This window comes from Paenibacillus sp. KS1 (assembly GCF_001680695.1).
Lineage (GTDB): Bacteria > Bacillota > Bacilli > Paenibacillales > Paenibacillaceae > Paenibacillus_B > Paenibacillus_B suaedae.
Genome location: NZ_MAIS01000027.1, coordinates 51,496 through 69,334 on the forward strand (window position 1 = coordinate 51,496; position 17,839 = coordinate 69,334).

The 17,839-nt window shown below is 45.2% G+C and carries 15 protein-coding genes; 3 read left to right on the forward strand and 12 right to left on the reverse strand.

The genetic code is table 11. The features are described from left to right. Positions 1 to 100 precede the first annotated feature (100 nt). Positions 101 to 1,645, forward strand: coding sequence for an FAD-dependent oxidoreductase (locus BBG47_RS11385; RefSeq protein ID WP_065291811.1), 1,545 nt, complete (start codon positions 101 to 103; stop codon positions 1,643 to 1,645). 96 nt (positions 1,646 to 1,741) lie between these two features. Here BBG47_RS11385 and BBG47_RS11390 read toward each other — a convergent pair whose 3' ends face one another. From BBG47_RS11390 to BBG47_RS11420, 7 genes are all read right to left on the reverse strand, one after another. After that, positions 1,742 to 3,784, reverse strand: a complete 2,043-nt coding sequence (locus BBG47_RS11390; protein WP_065291812.1) for a M56 family metallopeptidase — start codon at positions 3,782 to 3,784, stop codon at positions 1,742 to 1,744. Further along, on the reverse strand, positions 3,777 to 4,163 hold the full coding sequence (locus BBG47_RS11395) for a BlaI/MecI/CopY family transcriptional regulator (protein ID WP_065291813.1): 387 nt from the start codon (positions 4,161 to 4,163) through the stop codon (positions 3,777 to 3,779). Before BBG47_RS11395 ends, BBG47_RS11390 begins: the two co-directional genes overlap by 8 nt. Positions 4,164 to 4,409: 246 nt before the next feature. Continuing rightward, positions 4,410 to 6,284: an ABC transporter ATP-binding protein gene (locus BBG47_RS11400; protein ID WP_065291814.1), complete on the reverse strand. Its 1,875-nt coding sequence runs from the start codon at positions 6,282 to 6,284 to the stop codon at positions 4,410 to 4,412. Then, positions 6,281 to 8,008, reverse strand: coding sequence for an ABC transporter ATP-binding protein (locus tag BBG47_RS11405; RefSeq protein WP_065291815.1), 1,728 nt, complete (start codon positions 8,006 to 8,008; stop codon positions 6,281 to 6,283). The genes BBG47_RS11400 and BBG47_RS11405 overlap by 4 nt, the downstream gene beginning before the upstream one ends. Continuing rightward, positions 8,005 to 8,502, reverse strand: a complete 498-nt coding sequence (locus BBG47_RS11410; RefSeq protein WP_021262764.1) for a MarR family winged helix-turn-helix transcriptional regulator — start codon at positions 8,500 to 8,502, stop codon at positions 8,005 to 8,007. Before BBG47_RS11410 ends, BBG47_RS11405 begins: the two co-directional genes overlap by 4 nt. A 441-nt stretch (positions 8,503 to 8,943) precedes the next feature. Beyond that, positions 8,944 to 9,729 (reverse strand): alpha/beta fold hydrolase, encoded by a 786-nt coding sequence (locus BBG47_RS11415; protein WP_083189234.1) that lies wholly within the window; start codon positions 9,727 to 9,729, stop codon positions 8,944 to 8,946. Between the two features lie 205 nt (positions 9,730 to 9,934). Further along, positions 9,935 to 10,636, reverse strand: coding sequence for a CPBP family intramembrane glutamic endopeptidase (locus BBG47_RS11420; protein ID WP_065291816.1), 702 nt, complete (start codon positions 10,634 to 10,636; stop codon positions 9,935 to 9,937). 87 nt (positions 10,637 to 10,723) lie between these two features. On the opposite strand from BBG47_RS11420, the gene BBG47_RS11425 reads away from it, so the two are divergent. Continuing rightward, complete coding sequence (locus BBG47_RS11425) at positions 10,724 to 11,470, forward strand: MerR family transcriptional regulator (RefSeq protein WP_065291817.1); 747 nt, start codon at positions 10,724 to 10,726, stop codon at positions 11,468 to 11,470. A gap of 167 nt (positions 11,471 to 11,637) precedes the next feature. Here BBG47_RS11425 and BBG47_RS11430 read toward each other — a convergent pair whose 3' ends face one another. The 5 genes from BBG47_RS11430 to BBG47_RS11450 form a co-directional block, all read right to left on the reverse strand. After that, positions 11,638 to 12,273 carry an RNA ligase family protein gene (locus BBG47_RS11430; protein ID WP_065291818.1) on the reverse strand — a complete coding sequence of 212 codons (636 nt, stop codon included), beginning with the start codon at positions 12,271 to 12,273 and terminating at the stop codon, positions 11,638 to 11,640. Between the two features lie 14 nt (positions 12,274 to 12,287). Continuing rightward, positions 12,288 to 13,247 carry an AAA family ATPase gene (locus BBG47_RS11435; protein ID WP_065291819.1) on the reverse strand — a complete coding sequence of 320 codons (960 nt, stop codon included), beginning with the start codon at positions 13,245 to 13,247 and terminating at the stop codon, positions 12,288 to 12,290. A gap of 78 nt (positions 13,248 to 13,325) precedes the next feature. Then, a complete protein-coding gene (locus BBG47_RS11440; RefSeq protein WP_065291820.1) occupies positions 13,326 to 13,904 on the reverse strand; it encodes a DNA-3-methyladenine glycosylase I in 579 nt (192 codons plus the stop codon). 177 nt (positions 13,905 to 14,081) lie between these two features. After that, complete coding sequence (locus tag BBG47_RS11445) at positions 14,082 to 15,392, reverse strand: WD40 repeat domain-containing protein (RefSeq protein WP_065291821.1); 1,311 nt, start codon at positions 15,390 to 15,392, stop codon at positions 14,082 to 14,084. 42 nt (positions 15,393 to 15,434) lie between these two features. Continuing rightward, positions 15,435 to 16,496 (reverse strand): suppressor of fused domain protein, encoded by a 1,062-nt coding sequence (locus BBG47_RS11450; RefSeq protein WP_065291822.1) that lies wholly within the window; start codon positions 16,494 to 16,496, stop codon positions 15,435 to 15,437. Positions 16,497 to 16,754: 258 nt separating this feature from the next. Between BBG47_RS11450 and BBG47_RS11455 the strand changes: the two genes are divergently transcribed. Next, positions 16,755 to 17,756, forward strand: coding sequence for a cation diffusion facilitator family transporter (locus BBG47_RS11455; protein WP_065291823.1), 1,002 nt, complete (start codon positions 16,755 to 16,757; stop codon positions 17,754 to 17,756). Positions 17,757 to 17,839 lie beyond the last annotated feature (83 nt).

The window sequence follows — 17,839 nt, forward strand, 5'->3', positions numbered from 1 at the left end:
TTCCCTAGTCTGTATGTATGATTTCAATCACACACTGATTAAACACGGATTCCCAAGGAAATGAATAGACAAAGACAATCTATATAGGAGGTTCGCTACTATGCACAATGATTCCTCGTCCATTCAAGATCTCCCCCAATTTCCTGAATCATATTGGCGGGACTCCGCAACGATTCCCTCCTTCCCGAAACTTGCTAAACATACGGAAGCAGAAGTTGTAGTAGTTGGAGGCGGAATTTCCGGCATAACAACGGCCTACCTCTTGGCACGGGAAGGACTCCGCGTCGTGCTTGTTGAAGCAGGTCAGCTGCTGAATGGCACGACTGGTCATACGACGGCCAAAATAACAGCGCAGCATGACCTTATTTACGACGAGTTCATTCAGCATTTCGGTCAAGAACAGGCAAAGCTGTACTATCAAGCGAATATCGAGGCAAAGCAATTTATTAAGCATATGGTTCAGGAACATAAGATTCCATGCGATTATGAGGAACGGGACGCTTATATCTATACAAATTCGGATGAGTACCTGCCGAAGCTTCAAACGGAACTCGCTGCCTATGAGAAGCTCGGGATTGACGGTGAATTGGTCACTCAAATCGATCTGCCTATGCCGATCAAGGCGGCCCTCGTCATGCAGAATCAAGCCCAATTTCACCCGGTTAAGTATTTGGACAAGTTAGTTCAGCTGTTTGTGGAATTAGGCGGGCAGATCTATGAACATACCACTGTAGAAACCATCGATAAGGGTACGCTGCCGACCGTAATTACGCAAGATGGCTTCAAGTTAACCTGCAAGCATGCCGTTTCATGCTCCCACTTTCCTTGTTATGACGGGATGGGATTTTATTTTGCAAGAATGCATGCTGAACGCTCCTATGTTGTGGGCATCCCCAATAAGAATGTTCAGTTGTCAGGCATGTATATTAGCGCAGAGAACCCAAAACGCTCGATCCGTACAGCGGCATTGGATTCCGGTGAAAGCTTGTTACTCATTGGCGGCGAAGGTCATAAGACCGGACAGGGCATTTGCACCATTAAGCACTATGAAGCACTGCAAGCATACGCGAATGATGTATTTGGAGCAGCAGAAATATTGTATCGGTGGTCGGCTCAGGATTTAGTTACTTTGGATAAAATGCCGTATATCGGACAAATATCTTCTTCAGTACCGAATATTTACGTTGCAACCGGATACCGGAAATGGGGCATGACCAATGGCACGGCTGCTGCGCTCCTGTTGAGGGATATGATTATGGGCAGAGAGAATGCCTATCAGGAACTATATACACCGTCGCGCTTTCATATCGATCCTGATGTGAAAACATTTTTCGCTCAGAACGCGGATGTAGCCAAGCATCTCATTAGCGGCAAATTGGAGCGTGTTCACAACAAACCTGAGAATCTAACGAATGATGAAGGCGCTGTTGTATCGATTGACGGTAGAAGAGCTGGAGCTTATCGAGATGATCAGGGCATGCTTCATATCGTTGATACCACTTGTACACACATGGGTTGTGAGCTGGAATGGAATCACGGCGAACGAAGCTGGGATTGTCCTTGCCATGGGTCAAGGTTCTCCTATGAAGGCGATGTATTAGAGGGCCCGGCAGCCAAACCATTGACCAAAATACAAGAGTCCTGAATCTTGATGATTCAGGACTCCTGTCATGAATTTATATAATACTTGTTATGCACGACTATGTCTGAGGTCGTCGTTATTTTGTTATGAATGTCTGCTTTAATTCGTGTAGTCGTTGATCATCCATATATCACCATTCTCGTTAAACTCTATCGCAAATATACGCTCTCCATCTTTAACAAATTGAGCACTGCCGGGAGCCTTTGGATTTCTCTGCATTTCATATTCATGTAGATTATATCCGAGCAATTCAGCAACAAGAGGGAAAGCAGCTGTTTGTAATTGTTCATCCGTGATTTCAAGCTTTTTCTGCTTTTGGCTCGCGCTTGTTTTAGGATTGCTCGAATAGGTAGATAATGAAGAATCATAAATTTGACGAATCTTATAGGTTTTCGGATCGAAGCTGACACCGCCGTCAGAACCATAAGACAAATACACGGTATTGTAGCTGTCAGAGAAAAGTTTGGATGCAGCGGTAAGCTGATCAGCTTTTTTGCCGCGCAGTACAGCAAGCATGTATTGACCTTTTTTATTTTCATCATCCGAAATTTGGTCAGGACCTACATCATAGGACGTAGTGATTGTGTCATTCGAAAATCGCACTTCAACTCGATGATCGTTCTGATTATCTATCAATTTCGTTTGAACCGTATATTCATTCGTGTTTGGATCATTGAAAATGGTACGACTGATTTTAAAATATGGATTCCCTTTGTATCCACTGTCTTGCAGCGCTTGTGCAGCCTTCTTCAACAATTCAGAGCCGGCTGCTTCTGGCGTCAGATCCAACCCTAGTTGTACTCTCGATAGCTTGCCGGTGTCAGCGTTTACCCATATGTAACGCTGACCGGGGCCGTCATTTGGAGAGCTTTTGAATACAAGGAACAGATCCTTCGTGTCTTCTGTGGGCATGATCTCTTGGAGCGGAAGCGGCTTGCCCAACTGCTGCATGACATCACTAACCGTTTGCTTAACCGTATTGCGGATTTTTTCATTAACCTGATTAAATAATGGTTCATTTGCATACAGCTCAAGGATTTCGGATTTCTTCGGCTCTGGTTTATCCGCTGCCGCGTTCGTTAGGGCAATGCAGAAAAAAATGGAAATGATCGCGATTCCGAGAATGGTCCATTTATACGAACCTCGTTTGAACAAAGCAATCATGTTGATTCTCCTTTTAATGAGGGATTTGTCGGTTGAGAAGCTTGTCGCACTGACAGAACGAAAGCCGGTTGTCATATTCGCTTCCACCAGCTTGACAATGGTGTATCCATACTGTTTGACCTCATCTTCTTCCAAACAAGAAATGACGCGATCGTCACAAGACAGCTCCTGGTCTTCCCTCATTTTCCTGGATGCGTACCATAGTATCGGATTGAACCAGTTCAGGATAAGCAGGATGGTGAATAACCAGTTTGTCACAATATCCTTGCGTATGTAATGAACAAATTCATGAAGCAGAATATGTCTTAGTTCTTCATTGCGAAACTGCGCAAAATACTTGCCAGGCAGCAATATCTTCGGTCGTAATACCCCATACAGTGTAGGACTGCTCACTCCATTCGATATCAGCAGCGGCAGTGTTCTCTTTATCTTCAAATCCTCGCGACATTGCTGAAGTACACGCAAGCTGTCTTCATCTGATACGACATAGGATTCTCTCATCATCCTTCGCGAAAATTTACGGTTCGATACAAGCACATAGGCTGTCATTGCCAATACGCCAAGTAACCAGCTAAGTGACAATGCGGAGTGAATGAATGCAGGACTATCGTTAATCGTGACATCTGACCGCTCAGCGCCAGATATGCTCTTGTCCAGATTACGGCTGGATTCGTTTATTGCTGATGCACGTTCCGCCGATAATCTGCTCACTTTATCATCCATTGCCGAGAAAGAAAGAGTAACTGGTTTATCTGCAAATGAAAATAGATTATATAAGCTGAACGAGCTTTCAGGTACCCAAGGCAGCAGCATCCTGGCAAGCAGAACGAACCAGAGCATGTACTGCCATTTGATCGGGAGACGATCCTTCAATGCGGCCCTCACAAGCAAGATAAGGACAACAATGATTGATGCCATTAAGGAAGTCTTTGCAACCCAATCAAAAATAATAGTTAACCATGTTAATAAATTATTCATCTCTACGCTGCCCCTCGTCGAGTATTTTCTTCAGCTCCTCTACTTCTTCTGTGGATAGCTTCTCTTGCTTCAGGAAATTAACGAACATCGGCTTTAAGGCGCCTCCATATAGACGCTGCAAGAAGGAATTGCTCTCTGCCCTGACGCACTCTTCTTCACTGACTACAGGATAATATAGATAGGTTTTCCCTTCCTGTTCATAGCCGAGCGCATTTTTGTTGAGCAATCGATTAATTAACGATTTAATCGTAGCTGGCTTCCAGTCACTATTCTCACTTAACTTCTCGATTACATCGTTCGCTGACAGCTTATGGTTTGTCCCCCAGAATACCTTCATGACTTCCCATTCAGCATCCGAGATTCGCGGAATATCTGGCATATTTTCAACCTTCTTTCTATTGATTACATATGTAATTAACATCCTGAGGTATAGATTACACTCGTAATCGGTAATTGTCAAATTTTATTTATAACTGTGCCTCGTATTTTACTCTGTAATAGAGATCTTGCGATTAAATCATAGTAACGTAATATATATTATGTAAACCAATTGCTAGTTTCATTTGCAAATAAAAAGCCCAAGTATGCTGATCCATCATGGAACGACATACTTAGGCTATAAATATTAAATTGCTTCTGGCGTTGATTCTTCGAATTGACTATTATATAGATCCGCGTAGAAGCCTTTTTGTTCGATCAGTTGGTCGTGTGATCCTTGTTCAATTACGGTACCTTTGTTCATCACAAGGATCAGATCAGCATTGCGTATAGTCGATAAGCGATGGGCAATGACGAAGCTCGTTCTTCCCTTCATCAATTCGTTCATCGCGCGCTGGATATGAACCTCGGTACGTGTATCGACACTGCTCGTTGCTTCATCCAAGATAAGAATGGATGGATTCGCAAGAATCGCGCGCGCGATCGTAAGGAGCTGCTTCTGGCCTTGTGAAATGTTGGAGGCCTCTTCATTCAGAACCGTATCATATCCCTTCGGAAGCGTACGGATAAAATGATCAGCGTGCGCTGCCTTCGCTGCGCGTACAATCTCCGCTTCCGAAGCTCCTTCCCGGCCATACGCGATATTTTCACGAATGGTACCATTGAAGAGCCATGTATCCTGAAGCACCATACCGAACATCGACCGCAGACTGCTGCGTTCCATGTCGGTTATATCCACGCCATCGATCTTGATGGCGCCGCCATTAATTTCATAGAAGCGCATCAGCAGGTTAATAAGCGTCGTCTTCCCTGCTCCAGTAGGGCCTACAATCGCGATCATTTGTCCTGGTTTTACGTGGATGTTCATATCTGTAATGAGCAACTCGTCTTCCTTATATCCGAATTGTACATGCTCGAATTCCACTTGACCGACTGGATGTGCGATTTCAATTGGCTTCGCTGCTTCTGGAACCTCTTCTACCTCATCAAGCACCTCGAACACCCGCTCTGCCGATGCAATCGTTGATTGAATGACGTTCGCAATGTTGGCTGTCTGTGCAATTGGCTGCGTGAATTGACGAGCGTATTGAATGAATGCTTGAATATCACCGATCTCGATCGATTTCTTCGTTACGAGCAATCCGCCTACCACGCAGATAAGAACATATCCGATATTGCCGATGAAGTTCATTAGCGGCATAATCATGCCGGAAATAAATTGTGCCTTCCAACCCGATTCGTACAAGCGTTCATTAACCTCATTAAATTCTTCGAGTGATTTTTCCTCATGGCCGAACGCTTTGACGATATTATGCCCCGTATACATTTCTTCTACATGACCGTTTAGCTCACCAAGTGATTTTTGCTGTCCCATAAAGTGTTTTTGTGACCGAGATGCCACCATCTTAATGACGATCGCACTAAGCGGCAATGTCAGCATACAGATGAGGGTTAACAGCGGGCTGATGGTCAGCATCATCACGATGACGCCAATAATCGTAATGATCGATGTAATTAACTGCGTTAAGCTTTGTTGTAACGTTGTACTTATGTTATCTACATCGTTCGTAACTCTGCTTAGAATCTCGCCATGCGTGCGTCCGTCAAAGTACTTAAGTGGCAGACGATTCAGCTTATCATTGACCTGCTGGCGCATGTCATACACAATTTTTTGCGCTACACCTGCCATCAAATATTGCTGTATATAACTGAAAAACGCACTGAACAGGTATAAGCCAACAAGCAGCAGTAGGATATTAGTAATAAAGTCAAAGTCCATGGCAGCTGGGAGTCCGTTGAACTTCGCCATTGTAAATTCAAACAGCTTGGTTGTTGCTTTACCCATAATTTTAGGACTGACGATTGAAAATATGGTACTGAGTATAGCCATCAAAAAGATGATGAAGAGCTTGGTTCGGCTCGGTTTCAAATAACCGAGAAGCCTGCGTAAGGAACCTTTGAAGTCCTTGGCCTTCTCACCCGGCATCATCATCCCCGGCCCCATCGGTCCACCGCCACCATGCTTACGGCCGGAATTCGCTGCTTTATTTTTTTCACTCATGCGATCTCCTCCTCCGACAGCTGCGAGGATACAATCTCACGATACACTTCACTAGATTTCAGCAGTTCTTGATGCGTGCCAATATCTGCGATTCGTCCTTCCTCCAGCACAATAATCTGATCGGCGTCCTTCACCGTACTTACACGTTGTGCGACGATAATTACAGTTGCGTTAGTTGTTTCTCCTTTTAATGCTGTCCGCAGCTTGGCATCTGTTTTGAAGTCTAGAGCGGAGAAGCTGTCATCAAAGAGATAAATCTCAGGCTTGCGCACAAGTGCCCGCGCAATGGACAAGCGCTGCTTCTGCCCGCCTGATACGTTCGTTCCCCCTTGGGAAATAGCTGAATCGTATCCTTCCGGCATAGCTGCAATGAAATCAGCAGCTTGCGCAACTACTGCTGCATGCTGCAATTCCTCATCGGTCGCATCCTGCTTGCCATAGCGAATATTATCTGCAATTGTGCCTGAGAATAGTACGGCCTTCTGCGGCACGTACCCAATCTTCTCCCGCAAGCCCTTCTGAGATAACTCTCTGGCATCTACCCCATCAATCAGGATGCGCCCACTGTCAATGTCATAGAATCGTGGAATGAGATTCAGCATGGTAGATTTACCGGAACCTGTACCGCCGATAATAGCAGTCGTCTCTCCAGGGCGGGCGCTAAAAGAGATATTGGACAATGCTGGATTCTCTGCACCCGGATAGCTGAACGTCACGCGATCGAACTCAATGTATCCGCGAAGTCCTTCCGCTTTCTTCACATGATCCTGATCACGAATGACTGGTTCCATGTCAAGCACCTCGTTAATTCGTGTGGCAGATGCGGAGGCGCGCGGTATCATAACGAAAATGATCGATACCATAACAAGAGAGAACATAATCTGAGCCGCATATTGGATAAATGCCATCAGATCACCAACCTGCATGCTGCCTGCATTAATTCGATCCGTTCCGAACCAAATAATCGCAAGAGTCGAGAAGTTAAAGGCAAGCATAATGACTGGCATTAGCGATGCCATAATGCGGTTTACCTTTACCGCTGTCTGCGTTAGGTCTGTATTGGCTTCGTTGAAACGGTTCTTCTCACGCTCCGTGCGATTGAAGGAACGAATTACCCGAATACCAATCAAGCTTTCGCGAAGCACTTGGTTCAGCTTATCGAGCTTCTTCTGCTGCGCCTTGAACAAGGGAATCCCTTTACTAGCTACGAGAAAGATTGCAAGCGCCAAGATTGGGATAACAACGGCTAGCACTAACGTTAGCTTGGCATCCTTATTAACGGCCATAATAATCCCGCCGATACACATCATCGGAGCGCTGATCATCATGCGAAGAATCATGACAAGCACCTGTTGTACTTGTGTAATGTCATTGGTCGTACGCGTAATAAGCGAAGCAGTACCAATGTTGTCGAACTCCTGCAGGGAAAAATGCTGAACGTGGTTAAATACCTTGCCGCGCATTAATTTTCCATACCCCATTGCAACCTTGGCTGACAAATAACTGCTCACAATCGCACAGATTGTTCCTCCGATTGCTACCGCCAGCATGAGACCGCCAATTTTCCAAATGTACGGGACATCTCCTTTTGAAATCCCGAAGTTTACAATATCAGACATGAGTGTCGGCAAATATAGCTCCGACAGCGATTGTACAAAGACAAGCGCTAATATGACGCCTATCGGCACTCGGTATGGTTTCAAATACCGAAACAACTTTATCATGCTTCCTCAACTCCATCTCCATCATCATGTGTCTTTTCTTTTTCTCGTTGTTGGCTGCGGATGTCATAGTATTCGTATACTTTCTTTAACAAATCCGCGAGATGAAGGCTATCCTCCTCACCTAGATGCTGAATCAGCCCGTTAATCTGTTCCTCGAATTGTTTCTGACCTTCTTCTGTTGTCTTCAATCCCTCTTCGGTCAGTTGTACTCGAACGGCACGCCTGTCTTCCTTATCCATAAACCTCTCCACAAGTCCCTTCTTCTCCAACACATTCAAGGTCTGAGTAACCGTCGGAGAAGTGAGCCGCAGATGGTTGCTGATGTCGGATACCCGCATAGCCGGCTCTCCCTCTTGCGCATGGCGCTTGATGCAGAACAGCATCATCATCTCACTGCGCTTCTTGCCTGCTGACATCCGTTGATTCCACTCGGCCCGATTGAATCGCATGAACGATTGGACGAGCTTATACGCCGTTGTATCTGGATCGAACATTTCCGCATCACCTCATAGATTCTAGAACACGTTTCATCTCTATATTAGGTTAGCTAACTATTAGATAATCAAATAATTAGGTTACCTATTATTTTACTACTGAATTATATACCTCTAAAATAGATGATGTCAAATTCAGATCCTTCCATGTTCTCAGTCATTCTGTTTACAAATAAAGCATGATTAACTCCTTCCCCCCCCCTTCTTAGAGTCGGTAATCACTGTTAGGAAGTATACAAAAACCCCGCCCAAAGATGGACGAGGTTCGTCTGAATAATCACCTGTACGGATTCGATTGGACAAATATTGATGAGTCACATCATTTACGAAATTGTTTTTGGGAATCCAACATCTGACTTGAAAATGCCAATATGCCGCGGGAATAGCCGCTATGCAGAAAGATAACAAACTCACATATGCCCACCTTCTCATCGTACATGACTATGTGTGGCATACTACACTTGCTTGTTCATTCGCACGTCCTACTTCTTCCAAGAACGACAAAATAGTATCGTTTACGAAGATAGGCTGTTCACGAATCATATGGGGGCGATGACTTGCTCCCTCTATAATGACGTATCGTGAATTGGGAATAAGAGTAGTCACTTTCATTACATCTTCTTCTGGTGCATAGGGATCATGCTGACCAGCAATGAACAAGGTAGGACAACTTATGCCTCTGAATTGTTCTTCACTTAACTGTGGATACGTTCGCCAATCTTTAAGCTTTTGGCGCAAAAATTCCTGCCAGTTACCCTTATGTGCATCTCTATGTCTATCTTCCATTAGCCGGATAAATGCATGGCCATCATTCTCAAGCAGCCACTCCGGTTCAAATTCCTCAGATCCATACGAAGCAACATACCCGCTCTGACCAATTGAAGTTAACGAAGTTACACGATCAGGATGGTGAATCGCACAATACAAGCCGACCCCTCCTCCCATGCCGTAGCCGATCAGATGCGCCTGTTGAATCCCTAATCGATTCATGAGTGCAATGATGTCCTCAGCATGCTGCGGCGTACTCCATTCCAAGCTGTCACTTCTTGTTCTGCCATGTCCGCGGAAGTCGGGAAAATAACAAGCATACTTACTTTGAAAATCAAGAATCTGGCTGGCAAATGCGAGAATCCCTCTTGAAAATCCGCTATGTAGAAAAATAACGGGAAATCCTACGCCTAGCTGCTCGACAAACATGTCCATATTATTGCAAGTAATATGCGGCATATTGCTCCGTCTCCTCTTTTTATAAGGTGAGATTCTCCCCTAATTTCCGGATTGAATACATGGTGTTGAAATTCGCTCATTTTCATCAAGTAAGTATAGAATAGTACGACAGAGTTAGACGTTCAAGACATTTCCTTCCATAAAAAAGACAACCGCGTGATTAGACACAGTTGTCTTTGTCGTTGAAAATAACAATAAATCAGCATCAGCCTACCACCGTTAAAAGAACACCAATCGTATTCGTTATGCCATGGACAAGGATTCCAGGCCATACGGAACCCGTACGCTCATACGCCCATGCGAATAGGACTCCGCCAACAAAATTAACGGGCATCGCATTTGTCGTTGGGTAGTGCGCTGCAGTAAAGATCAATGCACTTATAAGGATTGCTCCTCCCATTCCAACACGTGTCCGCAGCCAGCGATAGATGAAGCCGCGATAGAAGATTTCCTCGTATACTGGCGAGATGATCCCTGCCGATACTACACCAAGCAGCAAGGTAAATAACGTAACATGTTGTTTCAAGCTCTCTGTTTTACTATTCTCGACCGTAGTCCCTAGAAAGCTCGTAAGATAAACGGTTGCCAAGCTGAGTATAATAAGTGCAAGTATCCAGAGTAAAATTCTCCACCAATCTTTAGCCGCAAATGGCTTCACACCAACTTCTGCCCAGGTCAATTTCTGTGGCCGCAAAGCAATGATATATATCCCCAGCATTAGCGTTATGGCTATGGTAAGACCCGTCAATGTGCCTGCATATAGCGTGTTCTGCATCCAATCTACGTACAATTGCTGCAGCGGATATTTAATCACACAAATCACAAATACGAATTCCAGTGCCAGTAAAGCCAGCATTTGCAGCCAACTCCAAGGATCACTTTTCTTCCACATCTCTGTTGTCTTCAATCTTCATCCCTCAATCCTCTATGTTATAATCCAACTATATTAGGTGACGTTACGTAACCTGCAAGCACTTTTTTCAGGAGGACTGACATGAATCGCTGGACAACAGGACAAGTATCGAAGATGAGAAATGTATCCGTACGAACATTGCGTTATTATGATGAGATTGGCTTGCTTACGCCGAGTCAAAAGGAAGACAACGGTCGACGCTATTATTCAGAAGCAGATTTATTTACACTTGAGAAGATCACGCTCATGAAGTCATTGTCGCTCCCACTGGAGGATATTCAGCAATTGATAGATAAGCTGTCTTACCGTCACATCTTAACTGCACATTATAACCATCTTCAGGAGCAGTTAACATCGCTGCAGTCGAGTATTTCCAATACAGCGACACTCATACATATGATTGATATAGAGGGAAATCTCTCTTGGGAGAAGGTATCAAATCTTGTGCAGAACGCACCAGAGAATTCAAACCAGTGGATGGATTACTTCGGAGAAGAAGAAAGCAAGTTTTTGCGTCAGACACTTCCTAATCTTGGCAACAGTGACCCAATCACTCAACAGTATGTGTCCTTGCTGCGGCGGATTGAATGGTGCATCCAGCAGTCTATCCCACCAGAATCGGATGAAGGCTGTAAAATTGCAACTGAGCTGCATGAGCTGTCGTTGATCTCATTTGAGGGTGATGAGGATTTAATCGAGAAGTTCTGGGAAGTGAGAAAACGTCCTGCCAATGAGACGGGGTTATTTCCGATATCAGATGAGGTATTGGAATTTCTAGAAAAAAGCTCGGCCTATGCCTTGGGGCAAGAAAAAGCAGGGGTAAAATAAATACGGTATTCCATAGCAGACCAGCTTGCTTGCCGATTATGGGAGGAAGCTGGTTTTTTAGTTTTGTTGTCGGATAAATCCTCTATAGATGGGTACTTCCATTATGAATTACATGATTCCCATTCCTTTCTTGTAGTTCTTATCATCATAAATAGTCGCAAATTCGATTATCGGCTCACAAGTCCATTCGGTTCGATCGGCTTGCTTAACCAATGTTCATCGGTTTGCACATGATTGCGGCGGACAAACTTAGCTGCACTGTCTCTGAACGCATCATAATGAAATGCAGACGCGAGACGAACAACATAGCCCTCCTGTTCCCCACCGCAGCGGGATTGCATCGTATAGCACTTCCTGACGGCTTCCTCATCCCATATTCCCCGATACAGCACCGGAACAACAGCAAGCTGAAGCTGAGCAGCCCAATCGAGGGTATCATCCCAAGATAGGCATATGTTATGCTCATTCCATACCGAGAACAGCATGAAATAACTCGGCAAGTCTGTATAGAAAAGCGAATGCTTCGCATAGACATTTTCACCGCATAATCGATAGCCTTCCGGGATCATGTATTGAATGCCGCCATGCTGCATTTTGACGATGTGCCGAGAAGGATGATCCTTGCTGTCCAGGGAACGAGCGTGGATGCCATTCGTATACATCGTTGTATTCTCCCCGTCCATCTTTTCTGTAACAACAACCTCGCGGCCGATGAAATGATCTGTATTCCGCAAAATTTTATCGTCATTCGTATAGCTTCTGGACCAGGGAAGGTGCATCGTTTTCGGATATTTGATTTTCATGTCGTTTCATCTCCTTATTTCGCGAAAGTGTCGGCTTCCGCAAAAAAATACAATTGGGCCAGCATTTCATCGCCTAGCAAATGATAAATATGAGATGCTCCGGCGTCTCCGCCGTGCAGGATCTCCATATGGAAGCTAACTAGATTGACGACCTGCAGGACAAAGTCCTTATCGTATCCCATTTGCTTCAGCACATGGCAGGCGATCGCTGCGGATACATGTTCATGACCATAATAGGAGTAATATCCCCGACTTTGCTTCCACACCTTGCAGAATGGCTTGCCTGCATCATGAAACAATGCCGCGAGCTGCATTGCCAGCATGTTGTCCCCTTCGTAGAACGCACGTACATATTCCAGCACCGCATAGGTATGCTTGGACAACGTTCTCGAATGATGCGGATTCTGTTGATCATATCCTATCATTACCTGAAAATGCGGAGAGCTGGACAAATAGTTGAACAATTCGTCGTGATCAGAATGATCTGCAAGCAGCTCTTCCAACTCCAAGCGCGCAAGCATAGCGTCAGCTGGAGCATGCACAATATGAAGTTGTTGAAAGCCTTCGCCAAGCACCGGAAACTCAAAGTGCTTAGCAAACTTGGACATCACGCTCTCGTCAATCTTACGCTTCCTGGATTGAGCCCGCTGCATGGCGATATCATAGGGCGTGCTGCACACATGACATTCCACCGGAGCCTCCCTGAACCGCTTCAAGAACTTCAATCTTCGTTCTCGGCTAACATTGGTTGCGTCGAATACTACATTGCGTCCAGAAGTCAATGCTTGCTCAATCTGAGAGAATGCTTCATCAAATACGACATACGTATTCTTTTGCTTCGCCTCATCTCCGAACAGCTTCTGACGGATGGAGTCGGTTGCTACGTGAACAGCCCTATGCTGCTTGCACAGCTCCTTCGCGTAATGGCTCTTCCCGCTGCCCGGTATGCCGGCCAGCATGTGAATGGAACTCATCGATTTCTCACCTCCTTTCAAATCTCTTTTCATAATCGAAACCTCTATTCATACATCAAACAGACATCTATCCAAAAACTAAGATCGAATCCTTTGATGTGACGGATGGCAGAGGCATTCCAGCGTATGATCATTTACCATGCCAACCGCCTGCATGAAGGAATAACAAATCGTGCTCCCTACGAATGAGAACCCGTCTTTCTTAAGCTGCTTGCTCATTCGATCACTGATGTCAGTTGTAACGGGTACCTCCTTGATGTTCGCCCAATGGTTCACGATGGGCTGGTTATTGACGAAACTCCATATGTACGTGGAGAAGGAGCCGTGCTCTTTCTGGAGTCGTAAAAAAGCGTGTGCGTTTTTAACGACGCTGTGAATTTTCAATTTATTGCGGACGATCCCTGCATCATCGAGCAAGGATTCCAGCTTATCTTCCGTGTACTGCACAATTTTCTCTGCCTCGAATTGATCGAAGACTTCAAGGTAATGTTCTCTCTTCTGCAAGATTGTCCACCAACTTAGCCCCGCCTGTGCACCTTCCAAGCACAGCATTTCAAATAACTTTCGATCGTCGTATACGGGAACTCCCCACTCTTTGTCATGGTAGTCCACATATAGAGGCTCATTTTCTTTTACCCAAGCGCATCGTTTACACATCGTTGTAGACCATTCCTTCTTCAATATGAGATTTTACATCATGATTTTATAGTGTGATGCTGCCAAATTACAAACTCTCTTAGCGCAGAACATGGATATCATGTTCTTAACCGGTTAGCAGGTTCGATCAGTAGAGTGTTTTATGCCGTACTTTTCCGCACTTCTACCTTACTTCAACTACCAGCGCAGCAGCTCTTCATCTCGCCATAGAATCCAGCGGTCAATCTCTATGATATTCGCAGTACCGATGCTGTACTCACTCTTGACACCGCTCTGTAAGTCAATAAGATGCAGCATTCCTCCATATGTGCCTACCGCTAATCGTGATTCATCTGGTGATACGACAATACCGGATAAGGTGCTGCCGACAAAGTATCGCCATTTCTCATTACCTTCACTGTCTATTTTACGCAAATATCCATAAGCATCACCTAATATATGACCATCTGTCAACGCAGCAGCGGCGTATACACGCATCTCATCATTCATTAGCGGCCACTCGTGTTCTGTCCCAGCTTCAAGCTCAAGCTGCCCCAAGTCTGCAAGCGGGACTTGAATCGTTGCCCCATTATAGAAATGGCATGCATTATACCACACTTCGCTACTGTCCTTGGCAAACAGCGCATAATGCGGATAACTGGATTGCGGCTCGAACGTATACACCTTCCCACTGGCTGCATCTCGCAATAGATGTTCACTGCACTGGCTGCCGTACGCAAGCCAGCGTCCATCCGCAGACACAGCACCATGCACCATATCGATGTGAGTATCCTCGTAATCAAATTGCTGCATCTCCGTCAGTTCAGGATGAAGCAGCTCGACTTGGTCTTGGCTAAGCAAATAGATGCCGCAATCGGTTACGAGAAGAAGACGTGAGCCGTTGTCGAATGGGATAGCCTCCTCAATGTGGCTAGCCGGATGTTCTGAATCGGCAAGTGATTCACAATCATTCAAGATTGCCTTAATACGTTGCTGTATAACTTGCCATGACCAAGCGGCAATCTCTTCGCCCTCCCCCAAGCTTGTAACGTTTCCTCGTATTATACGTATTCCTTGTTCATTACTAAGCGCGAAATAGTTTCCGTCCGAGGAGCATCCAATATGATAGAAGTCAGGAAGCTCAGTAATTCGACGATCCTGTTGAATGAGATAGATGCCGCCGCCATAAGTACGCACAAGAACAGTACCATCATTCAGACAGACAATTGGTTTAATAGCTTGCTGCTTCTCCTCATAATCGGGTGTAATTGGCCAGGATGCTGGCGGAATCTCCTGTCGCAGCCGTTCGGTATCACCTGCTTGATTGGCAGCCCGTATCATGTCAACGATGTCTGCGGCCATGCCCGAACGCTGATCATCCCCTGGCTCTTGTTGTGCCTGTTCCCAGTTGCTTTCCATCCCGACGCGCACATATTCATTAATTTCCGAGGCATACCGCTTTCCTTCTGTGCGCCACTTCATCGCAATTTCTTCTCTTAGCCAGCTCATGACAACTCCTCCTCATACCCATTCATGTCTCTCGTGTCAGCCTTATCCAATAATCTCGACGACGTTGCCTTCTTGATCCTTAATTTCTGTTATCTCAATTTGAACGATGATGCTCTGTGTAGACGCAAGTTCGATCATGCCAGCCTTCGGCTCAAGCTTAGCACTTAGTTCAGCAGCCGAACGATCATCTACGAACATCTGAATCCCATTTTCCGTCGTTTCGTGAGAAGTACGATCGCCCGATTTTATTACGATTGTAACCTCAGGTCCAACCAGTGTAAGTTCTTTGCGCTTCAAGATCCGCCCCTGTATCAGCTTACCGATTATGACGGCCTGCTTTGCGCCGATGAGGAGCTTAGCCGGCTTCTTGCCTAACCATCCACTCTTGCCAGATTCCCATCCTAATTGCTGAACGAATAAGATTCCGGTGTTCGAACCATCGTTCTGCATTCCTCGCTCAGCAGCTTCGGCCACTTCTGGCATGCGAAGAAGCGACTCCCGCTCCAGATCGGTAATGTAATAAGGCAGGTGCGTTTGGGATGCATTCAAAAGGCCGAGTGTATTCCAAGTTTGCATCGCTTCAAGCTCATCATTCGTAATCCCTACCATCTGAATGAACTCTACCTTGCCATTCGGTGTATCGATTGCATGCAAATCGGGATCTTCAGCGAAGGCGAGCGCTGTTAATTGGGTATCTGCATCCAAGCAAATTGGCCCGTTCGCATCCAGATAATCTCCCGATCGAAATACATTGCCGGAGCTGAATACGTATCTCCCCATGTTTTGCAGGAGGTTAAGCGCCCATGCGGGAGGTTCCTCATCCTCAGGCTGCCTAGCCAGTCTGAATGTAAGTTCAAACCCGTATCCGCTATATTCTTCATCGTCTAATTCTTTATCATAAAGTTCTGAAAAACCATAGGTGACAAAATGCCAATGTGGGTATGGAAAATCCGCCTCGTATGCACTTATTCCATCCAAGGGTTCATGTCCACCCAAAGCATATGAAATGATCGTGCCGTAATGCTTCGGCTCCTGCTCGCCATAAATTGCTGTGACTGCTTGATCAATCGCATCCCATCCGGCGGTGCTTGCTTCTTGATCCATGTATCGTTTCCTCCCCTAAGGCTCAATCAATGAAAGTTGGTAATTTGAATAAATAACTTATAACTGACACGGTCTGTTTCGTAATTCTATCAATCTCCTATCCTGGTAATTATATCAATGATAGAAGCAAAAATGAAATCTTGAAACTATTTTTGATTTAATCGTATTAATGATTGATTGCATTTAGCATCTTGTAATAAAATTAGTAAGCTTAGGCAACAATTTCATTTATCTTATTCATCATTTTAGGAGGAAGCAATGGATCCCGAATCGGAACGAGAAACGGTATTACAGCTAATTAACAAAGGAAATAAGTCCTCTGCAATTGCAATGATAGGCAATGCCATTATTGCGGCTGCAAAAGGCGCAGGTGCTGCAATGAGCGGCAGTGGAGCGATGTTCGCATCTTCCATGCATTCTCTGGCGGACAGCGTGAATCAAGGCTTTGTATTCGTCGGCAGTATACTTGCGGAGAAGAAGCCCACTCGCCAATTCCCTACTGGATTCGGTCGAGTCATCAACCTCTTTTGTATGGTGGCTGTTATCGTTGTAACGATTATGGCCTACGAGACGATACGTGAGGGCCTGCATTTACTTCAGCACCCCGTACAAGCGAGCAGTGGGGCGTTCTGGATAAATATCGCGGCATTAATATTCAATTTAGTTGTTGATGGAGCTATTTTGCTCAAAGCGATGAAGGAAATTACGAAGGAAGCAAGAGTTGAAACAAAAGGTATTGCATTTATCCCCGCTTCATTTAAGCATGTTAGTCGTTCTGCACCACCCACTCGCTTGGTATTTTATGAAGACCTGGTTGCTGTTACGGGTGCCTTATTGGCCATGAGCGCAGTTGTCGTCACTTCCTTGACAGCATTTAAGGCTTTGGATGGAATTGCGACGCTTCTAATCGGGATATTAATGATTGGCGTTGCTTTTCGAGTCGGGTATGACAATATGGTTGGACTTATCGGGGTCGCAGCTCCTCGCGATGTTGCGGAGAAGGTAGCTTTCCTTATTCTTGCTGACTCAGACGTTACGGATATTAATGATTTGCGAATTACGCAGGAAGGGCGCTATTATCACGTCGATGCGATGATCGAACTGCGCAAGGGCTTAACCTTAGCCGACGCTGATGATATTATTTTCCGCGTTCAAGACAAGCTGATGGCGGATCCAGATATTACAGACGTTATTTTGGGTGTTTTAGAGGATAACGGGGTTACGGACTGGACGCCTGAAGCGTTGAACGAATTCTCATAATCCATATACAAGAGCGGTATGATTCAAGAAGATTCTTGATCCGACCGCTCTTTTTTGGTAGCGTCAAGAATTTTGTGTAAATG

Coding starts and splice junctions, on each gene's coding strand:
- BBG47_RS11435 (WP_065291819.1), bottom strand. CDS start 13,247: ATGAGTTCCATTCACATGCTGGCCGGCATACCGGGCAGCGGGAAGAGC.
- BBG47_RS11400 (WP_065291814.1), bottom strand. CDS start 6,284: ATGAGTGAAAAAAATAAAGCAGCGAATTCCGGCCGTAAGCATGGTGGC.
- BBG47_RS11410 (WP_021262764.1), bottom strand. CDS start 8,502: ATGTTCGATCCAGATACAACGGCGTATAAGCTCGTCCAATCGTTCATG.
- BBG47_RS11450 (WP_065291822.1), bottom strand. CDS start 16,496: ATGGATCAAGAAGCAAGCACCGCCGGATGGGATGCGATTGATCAAGCA.
- BBG47_RS11385 (WP_065291811.1), top strand. CDS start 101: ATGCACAATGATTCCTCGTCCATTCAAGATCTCCCCCAATTTCCTGAA.
- BBG47_RS11430 (WP_065291818.1), bottom strand. CDS start 12,273: ATGAAAATCAAATATCCGAAAACGATGCACCTTCCCTGGTCCAGAAGC.
- BBG47_RS11405 (WP_065291815.1), bottom strand. CDS start 8,008: ATGATAAAGTTGTTTCGGTATTTGAAACCATACCGAGTGCCGATAGGC.
- BBG47_RS11395 (WP_065291813.1), bottom strand. CDS start 4,163: ATGCCAGATATTCCGCGAATCTCGGATGCTGAATGGGAAGTCATGAAG.
- BBG47_RS11455 (WP_065291823.1), top strand. CDS start 16,755: ATGGATCCCGAATCGGAACGAGAAACGGTATTACAGCTAATTAACAAA.
- BBG47_RS11440 (WP_065291820.1), bottom strand. CDS start 13,904: ATGTGTAAACGATGCGCTTGGGTAAAAGAAAATGAGCCTCTATATGTG.
- BBG47_RS11425 (WP_065291817.1), top strand. CDS start 10,724: ATGAATCGCTGGACAACAGGACAAGTATCGAAGATGAGAAATGTATCC.
- BBG47_RS11390 (WP_065291812.1), bottom strand. CDS start 3,784: ATGAATAATTTATTAACATGGTTAACTATTATTTTTGATTGGGTTGCA.
- BBG47_RS11445 (WP_065291821.1), bottom strand. CDS start 15,392: ATGAGCTGGCTAAGAGAAGAAATTGCGATGAAGTGGCGCACAGAAGGA.
- BBG47_RS11415 (WP_083189234.1), bottom strand. CDS start 9,729: ATGCCGCATATTACTTGCAATAATATGGACATGTTTGTCGAGCAGCTA.